Raw genomic sequence first — 12,009 nt, forward strand, 5'->3', positions numbered from 1 at the left:
TGCCGCACAGGACGGAGCCGCCGCCGGATTCTCGACATGTGGCCCGGACGAGAGTGTCACGGGTTTTGTGGGAAATTCCACAGCATGCCCTGTTCGCGCTGGCTGGCATGCCCCTCGATGGTGCACGCTCCCAGTACCCCCTTGGTCGACATTGAGGCTGCTCAGAGGTTTGGGTAGGTTACTTCATCGGGTACGCGGGGGACCGGCGGCTCATACCCCTTCAGCGAGCCCGAACGTGTGGCGAGGTCATGACGGCGACAGAGGCAACCGTGGACGTGGCGGTGACACCCGCCCCCATCGAGAACCCGGCAACCGACGTTCCACCCCCGGCTCCGATCCCCAAGGCGCGCAACCGCTACGTGGACACCCTCCGCGCGCTGGCGATCACCCGGGTCTTCCTGCATCACACGCTGTGGATCAGCTGGCTGGCCGTGCTGTTCCCGTCGATGTTCGTCATGTTCGGCCTGGCCGGCGCGATGACGGCGGCGACGCTGGAACGCAAGGGCCCGGCCACCACCGTCCGTTCGCGGCTGCGCCGCCTGCTGCCGCCGCTGTGGGCGCTGGCACTGGTCGCGATCCCGCTCATGCTGATCAACGGCTGGCAGCACGATCAGACGAGCCCGCTGCACTGGAAGGATCTCTTCTACTGGATCCTGCCGCTGGCCAACCCGCCGGCGAGTTCCTGGGGCGGCCCGTTCGCGCTCGCCCTGTGGTACCTGCGGGCGTACCTGTGGTTCGTGCTGTTCTCGCCGTTCCTGTGGTGGGCGTTCAAGAAGGCCCCGCTGGTGACGCTGTTCGCGCCGCTGACCTTCGCGGTCCTGCTGTACTCGCCCCTGCTGCCGCTGCCGGTGAACAAGGTCGGCGACGTGCTGTGGGCGACGGCCTCCTACGGCACCTGCTGGGTGCTCGGCTTCGCGCGGCACACCCGGCTGCTCGACCGGATCCCGGTCTGGGCGTGCGTCGCGGCGGCGGTGACGCTCGCCGTGGTCTCCTACGTCTGGGGTGCCCGGCACGACAGCTTCCCGTACGCCGACCCGATCGCCGAAACCCTGTGGGGCACCGCGTTCGTGCTGGTCGCACTGCGTGCCCGGCCGACCCTCGCCTGGCTCGACCGGTTCCCCCGGCTGGCCCGGATCGTGGGAGTGTTCAACGCGCGGGCGATCACGATCTACGTCTGGCAGGTGCCGGTGCTGTTCCTGACCGGCGCGGTTCTGCAGGTCGCCGGGATCACGCCGCTGACGACCGAGATGAAGGTCCTCTCGCTGGTGCTCGGCGCGCCGCTGACCGCGATCGCCGTGCTGCTCGTCGGCTGGGTCGAGGACGTGGCGGCCAAACGCCGCCCGGCCCTGGTCCCGGCCACCCCCGGCACCGCGCCGACCCCGGTTCCCACCCCGGCCCCCGCTCCCGCCTGACCTTCAGCCTGACCTTCGACGATCTTGCGCGAATGTCCGGGCCTTCCGGGCATTCGCCGCGAAATTCGGGGCATTCGCGCAAGATCGTCGGGCTGCTCCCGGGGGAGCGGCCGGGTCAGTGCATCGGCGCCTGCTGCTCGGCGGCGAGGCGGTCGTTGCCGCTGAGCGTGTGCAGCGGCTTCTCCTTGATGAACACGACCGTGAGCAGGGCGAGTACGGCGAACGGCGTCCCGAGGAGGAAGAGTTCCGCGGTCGCCTTGCCGTAGATGTCCTGCACGATCGACAGGATCGCCGGGTTCAGCGTCTTCAGGTCCGGCACCGCGGCGTCGCCGCCGCCCGGCAGCGGGCCGAACTTCTCGGTGAACATGTCGGTGACCTTGGCCGCGAGTACCGCGCCCAGGGCGCTGACCCCGACCGCGCCGCCCATGCTGCGGAAGAACGTCAGCGCCGAGGTGGTGGCGCCGAGATCCTGCGCCTCCGCGTCGTTCTGCGCCGCGAGCACCAGGTTCTGCATGAGCATGCCGACGCCGATGCCGAGCACGGCCATGTAGAGCGAGATCACCAGTACGCTCGTGTGCGCCCCGATCCGCGACAGCAGCAGCATGCCGACGGTCATCACGAGGCTGCCCGCGACCAGGTAGATCTTCCACTTGCCGGTCTTGGTGATCAGCTGGCCGGCGACGGTCGAGGAGACCAGCAGGCCGAAGATCATCGGCAGGCTCATCAGGCCGGCGACCGTCGGCGACTTGCCCAGCGAGATCTGGAAGTACTGCGACAGGAAGACCGTGCCGCCGAACATGGCCAGGCCGACGAAGACGCTCGCCAGAATGGTGAGGGTGATCGTACGGCTGCGGAACAGCTTCAGCGGGATGATCGGGTCGGCCGCGCGGGACTCCACGAAGACGGCCAGGGCCAGCAGGATCACGCCGATCGAGACGAGCAGCGCGGTCCAGCCGGACGCCCAGTCGAACTTGCTGCCCGCCAGCGTCGACCAGATCAGCAGGCAGGAGACACCCGCCGTGATCAGGAAGGCGCCCAGGTAGTCGATCTTCACTTCCCGGCGTACGACCGGCAGGTGCAGGGTCTTCTGCAGCAGGAAGATCGCGATGAGCGTGAACGGTACGCCGACCAGGAAGCACCAGCGCCAGCCGAGCCACGACGTGTCGACGAGGAGGCCGCCGATCAGCGGGCCGGCGATGGTGCCGATGCCGAAGACGGCGCCGAAGACGCCGGAGTAGCGGCCAAGCTCACGCGGCGGGATCATGGCCGCCATGACCGTCATGGCGAGAGCGGTGACGCCGCCCGCGCCGATGCCCTGCACCGCACGGCTGACGATGAGGATCTCGACGTTCGGGGTGAACCCGGCGATGAGCGAGCCCGCGACGTAGAGGCCGAGGGAGAGCTGGATGAGCAGCTTCTTGCTGTAGAGGTCGGCCATCTTGCCCCACAGCGGAACGGTGGCCGTCATCGCCAGCAGTTCGGTGGTGACGATCCAGGTGTAGACGGACTGGCTGCCCTTCAGGTCGGCGATGATCCGCGGCAGCGCGTTGGACACGACGGTCGACGCCAGGATGGCGACGAACATGCCCAGCATGAGCCCGGACAAGGCCTGCATGACCTCCTTGCGCGACATCGAGGCCGGCGCGGCGGGGTCGAGTTCGGCGGGGTCCGCCGGAGTGGTGGCTGTCGACATTTCTTCCTCTGTGGTCGGTGGTGCGGGGGTTGTGCGGCTAGGGCCGGCCGGGATCGCGCAGGCCCTGAGCCAAGCTGGTGAACGCCTCGTCGACGAGGGCGCCCAGAGAGAGCGCCCCGTCGGGAGCCGTCGCCCAGCGGATGAGCGCGACCCGGAAGGCCGCGCCGGTGACGCCGACGACGAGAGCGGGGTAGCCCGCCGCGTCGACGCCGAGGTGGTCGGCGATCAACCGAGCCGTCTCCAGCTCGGCCTGCGCGCCGGTGTTGATCAGTCGGGGCAGCAGCGACGGCGTCTTCTCGATCGCCCGCATCCGCAGCACCCAGCGCTCCCGGTCGGCCTCCATCGCCGCGATGAAGATCAGCAGCGACCGGTGGATCGCCGGGAGCACGGGCATCTTCGGCAGCAACTCGGTCAGGCTGCGCCGCATGCGTGCGACATCCCCGGGCCGCTCGTCGAGCAGCGCGTCGTCCTTGGTGGCGAAGTAATTGAAGAAGGTGCGCCCGGACACGCCGGCCTCGGCGCTGATCTCCTCGACGGTGACGTGGTCGAGGCCGCGCTCGGCCGCCAGACGCAGCGCGGCGTCCACGAGGGCGTCGCGGGTCTGCTGCTTCTTCAGGTCACGCCGCAGCACCATGCGCCGAACGTACGCAATCCTTTCAGTCACTGCAAACTTAATAACCCACGACCGATCTCAAGATCGCGGCGCCCCATGATCCCGCTTGGATCAGGGAAATCACCCGAATCATGGGCCAAGATTCGGGTGAAAACCGTGATCCAAACGGGATCATGGGGCGGCGGCGCGGAGTCGGCCAGCGGTCCGCCCCTGACAAAGTCGGGGTGCAAGGGTGAAACCGTGACCGGGCCGCGGTGATGAAGGTAAGGAGATGCTGACCGGATCGGTCCGGAGCGGGGCGCGATGATGCCTACCGACCTCGACCGGCGAGGGGAAAGGATGGCCGGTATGAAGCGCGCACTCGTCGTCATCGACGTTCAGGAGTCCTTCCGGCAGCGGCCCATCTGGGCCTACTCTTCGAATCCGGAGGTCGGCAAGCAGGTCGGCCGGTTGGCTGAAACGTTCCGGGCGGCCGGGGAGACCGTGGTCTGGGTGTTGCACAGCGAACCGGGTACCGGTGGTCTCTTCGACCCGGCGCTCGGGTTCGTACGCCTCTTCGCCGGCCTCGAACCGCGCGACGGCGAACCGGTGATCACCAAGACGTCGCACAACGCGTTCACGACCACGAACCTGCAGCAGTTGCTGACCGTGGCCGGGGTGGGGGAGGTCGTGGTCTGCGGGATCCGCACCGAGCAGTGTGTGGAGACGACCGCCAGGGTCGCGTCCGATCTCGGCTATGCGGTCACCTTCGTCATCGACGCCACGGCCACGAATCCCATCGAGCATCGGGACGCGCCGGCGGGGCGTACCCTCGACGAGATCATGGCCGATCCGCGTACGTTGCAGACCGACGAGATCCTGACCCGGACCGAGTACGCGCTCGCCGGGCGGTTCGCCACGATCGCGACCGTGGACGAGATCTGCTCGTGAGCCGCGTCCTCTTCCTGCTCGCCCCGGGCGTGCACCTGCTCGATCTGGCCGGTCCCGCCCAGGCGTTCTCGTCGGCGCGCGACTACGGCCAGGCGTACGAGCTGCACTACGTGGGCGAGCAGGAGGAGGTGCCGACCGCGCAGGGGCTGCCGTTGCGGGCCTCGGTCGCGTGGCCGGAGCTGACCGCCGACGATCTTCTCTTCGTGCCCGGCTGGCGGGCGCGTACGCCGGGCAACCGCACGAAGTTCGCCGCCGGTACGCTGCGCCGGCTGGTCGATCACCACCGCCGGGGCGGCACGGTGGCCAGCGTCTGCGCGGGGGCGTTCGCGCTCGCCGAGGCGGGCCTGCTGAACGGCCGCCGGTGCACCACGCACCACGACCTGCAGGACGAGCTCGGCACCTGCTATCCACACGCGACGGTGGTGCACGACGTCCTGTTCGTGGTCGACGGCCGCGTGGTCACCTCGGCGGGCATCGCCAGCGGGATCGACCTGGCTCTGCACCTGCTGGCGACCCGGCACGGTCCCGGGTTCGCGGCGCGGATCGCCCGGGAGATGGTCGTGTACGCCCGCCGCAACGGCGACGACCGGCAGGAGAGCGTGATGCTGCGCCATCGCGGGCACGTGAGCGACGCCGTCCACCGCGTCCAGGACGTCATCGACGCCGGGTTCACGCGCCGGTTGCCGCTGGCCGAACTCGCCGGGGCGGGCGGGGTCAGCGAGCGTACGCTCACCCGGCTGTTCCATCGGGCGACCGGGCTGACGCCGTTGCGGTACCAGCAGGAACTGCGGGTGGAACGGGCCGAGCACCTGATCGGGCACGGCGCCACGGTGGAGGCGGCGGCCCGGGCGGTCGGTTTCGAGGACGCCCGCATGCTCCGCCGCCTGCGGTCGCGCGCCGCCGTCTGATCCGCCGCCCGGCCCCTGCGCCGCGCCCCTCACCCTCCCAAGATCCCGTTTGGATCAGGGTTGCCACCCGGATCATGGCCCAAGATTCGGGTGATTTCCCTGATCCAAACGGGATCTTGGGCAAGCGAGCGCGAGCGGGGAGGGGGCCGTCAGGCGCGGCGGAGGCTGACGTCGCCGGACGTCGTCGAGACCGTGATCGAGCCCGCCGCCCCCGCCGTGCTGGCGAAGTCGCTGTGCTGGTCGCCGCTCGTCGTCCTCATGCTGACCTGGTACGCCGTCCCCGTCGACGGCATCGTCACGCCGACGTCGCCGCTGGTGGCCGTGACGGCGACCGTGGTCGGCGCGTCCGCGTACGCGAGCTGGACGTCGCCCGAGGTGACCGACGCGACCAGCGATCCGGCTTCGAGTCCTTCGCCGGTGATGTCGCCGGACGTCGTCTCCACCTGGATGCGCTGGGTACGCGTACGCAGCAGGTGCACGTCGCCGGACGAGGCGGTGACGCGGATCGGTCCCGAGGTGCCGTCGACGAGGACGTCGCCCGAGCTGACGTCGGCCACGATCTCGACGGCCGGGGGTACCTCGATCGCGTAGTCGATGCCGCATTCGCCGTAGAAGCGGGCCTCGTCGCACTCCACCGAGATGATCAGCGTGCTGCCGTCCCAGTGCTCGACGGCCCGCGGGCGGTGTTCCGTCCAGCGCAGCGTCCGGCCGACCGTGACCCCGCCGGCCCCGTCCCGGGCGCGTACGCGGATGTCGTTGGCATGCATGTCGTCGAAGACGATCCGGGTCACCGGCTGCGTGTACGCCTGCGTCTCCTGGACCTGGTGGGTGCCGGGATCGGCGTACACGCGCCAGGCGCCGTAACCGGCGGCGACGAGGGCGGCGGCGGCGAGCGTGCCCACGATGAAGCGTTGCGACATGATTTTCCTCCCCGAGATGCGCAGGTCTAGGCCTGCAGGAAACGCAGGACCGCGAGGACCCGGCGGTGGTCGGTCTCCGCGGGTGGCAGGTCCAGTTTGGTGAAGATGCTGTTGACGTGTTTGCCGACCGCGCTCTCGCTGACGAACAGCGCGGCCGCGATGGCGGAGTTGGAGCGGCCCTCGGCCATGAGCGCGAGGACGTCCCGCTCGCGCGGGGTGAGCCGGTCGAGCGGGTCGCTGCGGCGGCGGACGAGCAGTTGGGAGACGACTTCGGGGTCGAGCGCGGTGCCGCCGCCGGCCACCCGGCGCAGCGCGTCGAGGAAGTCGCCGACGTCGGCGATCCGGTCCTTGAGCAGGTAGCCGACCTTGCTCGGCGGCCCGGACAGCAGTTCGGTCGCGTACCGCTCCTCGACGTACTGGGAGAGCACGAGGACGGCGATCTCCGGATGCTGGCGGCGCAGGACGAGCGCAGCGCGCAGGCCCTCGTCGGTGAAGCTCGGCGGCATCCGGACGTCCACGACGACCACGTCCGGCCGGTGCTCGCCGACCGCCTTGAGGAACTCCTCAGCGTCGCCGGCCGCGGCCACCACCTCGAAGCCGCCGGCGGCGAGCAGGCGTACCAGGCCTTCGCGCAGGAGGACGGAGTCCTCGCCGATCACTACTCGCACGGCAGTTCCACCTCGATCACGGTCGGGCCGCCGATCGGGCTGGTCACGGTCAGGCGCCCGTCGACCGATCCGGCGCGCTGGGCGAGGCCGCGCAGTCCGGTGCCGCGGGCCGGGTCGGCGCCGCCCCGGCCGTTGTCGGAGATCCACAACCGGAGCCGGTCGCCCCGGTGGCGTACGTCGACGGTCACGGCGGTGGCGCCGGCGTGCTTGGCCACATTGGACAGAGCCTCGGCGACCACGAAGTACGCGACCGCCTCGATCGTGCGCGACGGCCGGTCGGCGGCGTCGGCCGGGAGTTCGACGGTGAGCTCGACGGGGACGGGGGAGCGGGCGGCGATCCCGGACAGGGCGGCGTCGAGGCCGCGGTCGTCGAGTACCGCCGGATGCAGGCCGCGGACGAGATCGCGCAGCTCGCTCAGGGCCAGCTTCGCCTCGTCGTGCGCGGCCGCCAGCGCCTCGCGGGCCTGCGGGTCGGCCTCGGTCAGGGTGGCGCGGGCCAGGCCCAGGTTCATCGCGAGCGAGACCAGCCGCTGCTGGGCCCCGTCGTGCAGGTCGCGTTCGATGCGGCGGCGTTCGGCGTCGGCGGCGTCGACCGTCTCGGCCCGGCTCTCGGTGAGCCGGTCCACCCGGGCCGACAGCCGCTCGGCCCGGCTGGCCTGCAGCAGCGTACGCGCCACGGCCAGCTCCAGGTCGGTGAAGCGCAGGGCGGCGAAGAAGCCGACGATCAGCAGGAGGCTGCTCAGGATCGGGACGACCGACATCGGCACCGGCGAACCGTACCTGAGCAGGCCGTCGGGGTCGGCCCGTAGCGACCAGCCGAAGGAGAGCCAGCCGAACCCGGCCGCCGACAGCGCCCACGAGCCGACCGTCGCGGCGAACGTCACGATCGACATCGGCACGGCCAGCCAGTGGAACAGCTGCTGGCGCAGGACGCCGTGCCGCTCGACCGGGGCCACCAGCGGCTCGCCGGCCAGGACCGAGTACCGGCGGCGCTGCCAGTCCGACAGCGCCTCGACGACGGGCCGCGGCGCGAACAGTCCGGCCGTGAGGAGCGCGAGGATCCCCGCGAGGGCGACGAAGGGCCCCGTCACCGCGAGTACCACCGCCCGCCCGGTCCGCCGTACGAATCGCATGAGGACACGGTAGGGCCCGCCCAGGGGCACCGGTATGCGGCAGGCTCCCGGACCGGGGGTGGGGTTAGCCTCACCCCCGCACGGCTGCCTGCATTACCGACACGGACGCACCCGGGCGGCGAGGCTCGGCACCATGATTTCTCGCTGGGGCCAGTTCTGCTTCCGTCATCGCTGGGCCGTTCTCGCGGCCTGGCTCGCCATCATCGTCGGCGGCGGCCTCGCCGCCGGTCCCGTCTTCGCCGGCATGACCGACGGCGATCAGTTGCGGCACACCGAGTCCGGCGACGCCCGCGCCGTCGTGCGGACCGGGCCGGTGCCGGCCGAGCACCTGGTCGCCCTGTTCGAGGGCGGCTCCGTGCCGCTCGACGCACTGTCCACTCAGGTCAGAGCCGTCGCCGGGGTCACCGCCGTCGAGACGCGTCCGGACGCGCTCGTGGTCACCCTCTCCGCTGCCGGTGTACGCGAAACCAGCGACCTGATCCGCCGGTTCGCCGCTGGGCATTCCGGAACAAGGGTGAGCTTCGGCGGGGACGCGGTGATGGAGGACCAGGTCAACGAGGCGGTCCAGGCGGACCTCAACGGAGCCGAACTCAAGTCGCTGCCGCTGACGCTGCTCGTGCTGATCTTCGTCTTCGGCGGCCTGATCGCCGCCGGGCTGCCGCTGCTGGCCACGATCGCGTCGATGGCCGGCTCGTTCGGGCTGCTGCTGGTCTTCTCCCGCTTCGTCGACCTCGACGCCAACGTGGTGACCGTGGTGTCGATGCTCAGCCTGGCCCTCTCGATCGACTACGCGCTGCTGCTCGTCGCCCGGTACCGCGAAGAACTGGCGGGCGGACACGACCGGGCCACGGCCGTCGGGCGTACCTGGGCGTCGGCGGGGCGGACGATCGCGTACAGCGCCCTGACGGTCGCGGCCGCCCTCGTCGGACTGCTCTTCTTCGACGTGCCCCGGCTGCGGGGCATGGGCGCGGCCGGGATCTCGGCGGCCCTGATGGCCCTGTTCAGCGCGCTGACCCTGACCGCCGCGCTGATCGGCCTGGCCGGGAAGCGGATCAAGGCGGCGAAGCGTACGCGTCCCGCCACGACCGGCTTCTTCGCCCGGCTGGCCGGCCTGACCCAGCGCCGGGCCGGACTCGTGACGCTCGGCTGCGTCGTGCTCCTCCTGGCGGCCGGCGCGCCGCTGCTCGGGGCGCATCTGAAGCTGCCGGGCGACGCCAGCCTGCCCGCCTCGATCGAGGCCGTACGCGTCGACCGCGCGCTCGGCACCGGCGACCGTCCGTCGATCACCGTCCTCGCCGAGCTGCCCGCGGCCGCCATGGACGACTGGGCCCGCCCGTGGCGTACGGCGGCAGGGGTCGCAGAGGTGCAAGCGGCCCGCACCGTGACGGCGGGAGTGACCGGGGTGACCTTGTTCCTGACCGTGGACAGCCAGTCGCCGCGGGCCCAGCAGCTGGTACGCGACCTGCGGGCGCACCGGCCGGCGCCGCGGTCCTGGGTGACGGGCGACGCGGCGATGCTGATCGACCTCAACGCGAAGATCGCCCACGGCCTCCCGTACGCCGGAGCGATCGTCCTGATCGCCATGTTCGTGCTGCTGTTCCTCATGACGGGCTCGCTCGTGGTGCCGCTGAAGGCGCTGGTGATGAACGTGGTGTCGCTGGGGGCGACGTTCGGCGTGCTCGTGGCGGTGTTCGAGCACGGCGTGCTGGCCGGGCCATTGGACACGCTGACCGTCGGCGGCCTCAGCCCGTTCGTCATCGTCCTGGTGTGCGCCTTCGGATTCGGCCTCGCGATGGACTACGAGGTGTTCCTGCTCGGCCGGATCAAGGAGGGTGTGGACGCGGGCCTGCCCACCGACCAGGCGGTACGCGACGGCCTGCAGCGCAGCGGCCGCCTGATCACCTCGGCCGCCCTGCTGATGCTGATCGTGTTCGGCTTCTTCGCGTACGCGAAGATCGGCGACCTGGAGCAGATCGGCCTGGGCCTGTTCGTGGCGGTGCTCGTCGACGCGACGATCGTCCGCTGCCTGCTGGTGCCGGCGACCATGACGCTCCTCGGCCGCTGGAACTGGTGGGCCCCAGGGATCCTGCGTCGCCTGCACGTCCGCGTAGGCCTCCACGAACCCGCTCCGCCCACCCCCGCACCACTCGTTCGCGCCTGACCCGCCATGATCCCGTTTGGATCAGGGAAACCCACGTAATCTTGGCCCAAGATTCGGGTGACTTCCCTGATCCAAACGGGATCATGGCAGTGCTGGGCGGTGCTGGTCAGGACTCGGTGAGGTCGATGGCGCCGGCGGGGCAGATGTGCGCGGCCTGGCGCACGGCGGCATGACGCTCCGCGGGCGGCTCCGGATCGAGCAGGACCACCAGGCCCAGCTCCTCGTCCTGGTCGAAGACCTGGGGCACGGTCATCACGCAGTTGCCGGAGCCGCAGCAGGCGTCCCGGTCCACCGCGATCCGCAGGGCGCTCACCACGTCACCGGGAGGCGGCGGACGCCGTAGATGACGGCGTCCCGGTACTCCACTTCGGACGGATCGACGGCCAGCGCGAGGTCCGGCAGCCGCTGCGTCAGCTCGGCCAGGGCGATCCGCAGCTCGCTGCGCGCCAGCGGCTGTCCCAGGCACTGGTGTACGCCGAAGCCGAACGCCACGTGCGAATGCGACCCCCGGTGCAGGTCGAACTCCTCGGCGGCCGCGAACACCTCGGCGTCGAAGTTGGCCGCCGAGAGCAGGGCGATGACCCCCTCACCGGCCTTGATCTCATGATCCCCGACGACGGTGTCGCGTACGGCGACGCGGGGCAGGCCCTGCCGGACGATGGTGAGATAGCGCAGCAGCTCCTCGACCGTGTCGTCGATCAGCGCCGGGTCGTCGCGCAGTTCCCGCAGCTGCTCGGGATGCTGCAGGAGGACCAGCGCGCTCAGGCCGATCATGTTGGCGGTCGTCTCGTGCCCGGCGATGAGCAGCAGCAGGCTCAGCCCGACCAGCTCGTCACGGGTGATCTCGCCGGTCGCCAGCCGCTCGGTGGCCAGCCGGCTGACCAGGTCGTCACCGGGTTCGGCGACCTTCACGTCGATCAGCCGCTCCAGGTACGCGCGCAGGTCGTCCGCGGCGGCCTGGGCCTCCTCCGGCGGCGTGGACCAGGCGAGCAGCGTCCGGCTGCGGTTCTGGAAGAAGGCGTGGTCGGCGTACGGGACGCCGAGCAGGTGGCAGATGACCATCGAGGGCACCGGCAGCGCGAAGTGCTCCACCAGGTCGGCGGGCTGCCCCGCGGCCGTCAGGGAGTCGAGCGCGCCCACCACCGTCTGCCGGATCAGCGGCTCCAGCGTACGCATATTCTTGATCATGAATTCGGAGGTGAGCATGCGGCGGAAGAAGGTGTGGTCGGGGGCGTCCATGCGGATGAACAGCCCGGCCGAGCGCTTGGGGTCGGGCGGCGGGACCCGGCGCAGGACCGGGAAGCCGGGCGCGGTGAAGTCGGCCGAGAAGTCGGGGCTGCGCAGCAGCTGGCGCACGTCGTCGTGCCGGGTCACCAGCCAGGCCTGCGTCCCGGTCGGCAGCAGTACGCGCTCGATCGCCGCCTCCGGCGCGGGGTTCGGCCGCGGGCCGGCCGGCGGTGGGGGCGGAAACGATTTCGGAGTAGCCTCGGTGGTGGTCAACGTCGGTCCTCCCTGGAGCATCTTCGAGTGGCGCATCATCGACAATTTGTGTCGATGTCTCGATGTTAGCC

At 70.7% G+C, this 12,009-nt stretch carries 11 protein-coding genes; 4 read left to right on the plus strand and 7 right to left on the minus strand.

Annotation, left to right across the window (positions count from 1 at the left end; translation table 11 throughout):
• Positions 1–248: 248 nt before the first annotated feature.
• Positions 249–1,412: an acyltransferase family protein gene (locus G401_RS51935; RefSeq protein ID WP_084558176.1), complete on the plus strand. Its 1,164-nt coding sequence runs from the start codon at positions 249–251 to the stop codon at positions 1,410–1,412.
• A gap of 115 nt (positions 1,413–1,527) precedes the next feature.
• Here G401_RS51935 and G401_RS0141520 read toward each other — a convergent pair whose 3' ends face one another.
• Positions 1,528–3,105, minus strand: coding sequence for an MDR family MFS transporter (locus G401_RS0141520; RefSeq protein ID WP_027347148.1), 1,578 nt, complete (start codon positions 3,103–3,105; stop codon positions 1,528–1,530).
• 37 nt (positions 3,106–3,142) lie between these two features.
• Positions 3,143–3,739 (minus strand): TetR/AcrR family transcriptional regulator, encoded by a 597-nt coding sequence (locus G401_RS0141525; RefSeq protein ID WP_034594730.1) that lies wholly within the window; start codon positions 3,737–3,739, stop codon positions 3,143–3,145.
• A gap of 327 nt (positions 3,740–4,066) precedes the next feature.
• Here G401_RS0141525 and G401_RS0141530 point away from each other — a divergent pair, with 327 nt between their 5' ends.
• Positions 4,067–4,648: a cysteine hydrolase family protein gene (locus G401_RS0141530; protein ID WP_027347150.1), complete on the plus strand. Its 582-nt coding sequence runs from the start codon at positions 4,067–4,069 to the stop codon at positions 4,646–4,648.
• Positions 4,645–5,556, plus strand: a complete 912-nt coding sequence (locus G401_RS0141535; protein ID WP_027347151.1) for a GlxA family transcriptional regulator — start codon at positions 4,645–4,647, stop codon at positions 5,554–5,556. The genes G401_RS0141530 and G401_RS0141535 overlap by 4 nt, the downstream gene beginning before the upstream one ends.
• A 149-nt stretch (positions 5,557–5,705) precedes the next feature.
• Here G401_RS0141535 and G401_RS0141540 read toward each other — a convergent pair whose 3' ends face one another.
• The 3 genes from G401_RS0141540 to G401_RS51940 are packed head-to-tail and all read right to left on the minus strand — an operon-like array spanning position 5,706 to position 8,277.
• Positions 5,706–6,476 (minus strand): DUF4097 family beta strand repeat-containing protein, encoded by a 771-nt coding sequence (locus tag G401_RS0141540; protein ID WP_027347152.1) that lies wholly within the window; start codon positions 6,474–6,476, stop codon positions 5,706–5,708.
• A gap of 26 nt (positions 6,477–6,502) precedes the next feature.
• Positions 6,503–7,144 carry a response regulator transcription factor gene (locus tag G401_RS0141545; protein ID WP_027347153.1) on the minus strand — a complete coding sequence of 214 codons (642 nt, stop codon included), beginning with the start codon at positions 7,142–7,144 and terminating at the stop codon, positions 6,503–6,505.
• Positions 7,135–8,277, minus strand: a complete 1,143-nt coding sequence (locus tag G401_RS51940) for a sensor histidine kinase (protein ID WP_084558189.1) — start codon at positions 8,275–8,277, stop codon at positions 7,135–7,137. Before G401_RS51940 ends, G401_RS0141545 begins: the two co-directional genes overlap by 10 nt.
• 133 nt (positions 8,278–8,410) lie before the next feature.
• Between G401_RS51940 and G401_RS51945 the strand changes: the two genes are divergently transcribed.
• The gene (locus G401_RS51945; protein ID WP_034594732.1) at positions 8,411–10,438 is read left to right on the plus strand and encodes an MMPL family transporter; all 2,028 of its coding nucleotides are present in this window, start codon (positions 8,411–8,413) and stop codon (positions 10,436–10,438) included.
• Positions 10,439–10,544: 106 nt separating this feature from the next.
• On the opposite strand, the gene G401_RS0141560 is transcribed toward G401_RS51945, so the two are convergent.
• Positions 10,545–10,751, minus strand: a complete 207-nt coding sequence (locus tag G401_RS0141560; protein ID WP_245602092.1) for a ferredoxin — start codon at positions 10,749–10,751, stop codon at positions 10,545–10,547.
• Complete coding sequence (locus G401_RS0141565) at positions 10,748–11,938, minus strand: cytochrome P450 (protein WP_027347155.1); 1,191 nt, start codon at positions 11,936–11,938, stop codon at positions 10,748–10,750. Before G401_RS0141565 ends, G401_RS0141560 begins: the two co-directional genes overlap by 4 nt.
• Positions 11,939–12,009 lie beyond the last annotated feature (71 nt).

Source organism: Hamadaea tsunoensis DSM 44101, from assembly GCF_000428945.1.
Lineage (GTDB): Bacteria > Actinomycetota > Actinomycetes > Mycobacteriales > Micromonosporaceae > Hamadaea > Hamadaea tsunoensis.

Bases quoted from the DNA above. Each gene is read 5' to 3' on its own strand.
- G401_RS51935 (WP_084558176.1), top strand. From the start codon at position 249: ATGACGGCGACAGAGGCAACCGTGGACGTGGCGGTGACACCCGCCCCC.
- G401_RS0141520 (WP_027347148.1), bottom strand. From the start codon at position 3,105: ATGTCGACAGCCACCACTCCGGCGGACCCCGCCGAACTCGACCCCGCC.
- G401_RS0141525 (WP_034594730.1), bottom strand. From the start codon at position 3,739: ATGGTGCTGCGGCGTGACCTGAAGAAGCAGCAGACCCGCGACGCCCTC.
- G401_RS0141530 (WP_027347150.1), top strand. From the start codon at position 4,067: ATGAAGCGCGCACTCGTCGTCATCGACGTTCAGGAGTCCTTCCGGCAG.
- G401_RS0141540 (WP_027347152.1), bottom strand. From the start codon at position 6,476: ATGTCGCAACGCTTCATCGTGGGCACGCTCGCCGCCGCCGCCCTCGTC.
- G401_RS51940 (WP_084558189.1), bottom strand. From the start codon at position 8,277: ATGCGATTCGTACGGCGGACCGGGCGGGCGGTGGTACTCGCGGTGACG.
- G401_RS51945 (WP_034594732.1), top strand. From the start codon at position 8,411: ATGATTTCTCGCTGGGGCCAGTTCTGCTTCCGTCATCGCTGGGCCGTT.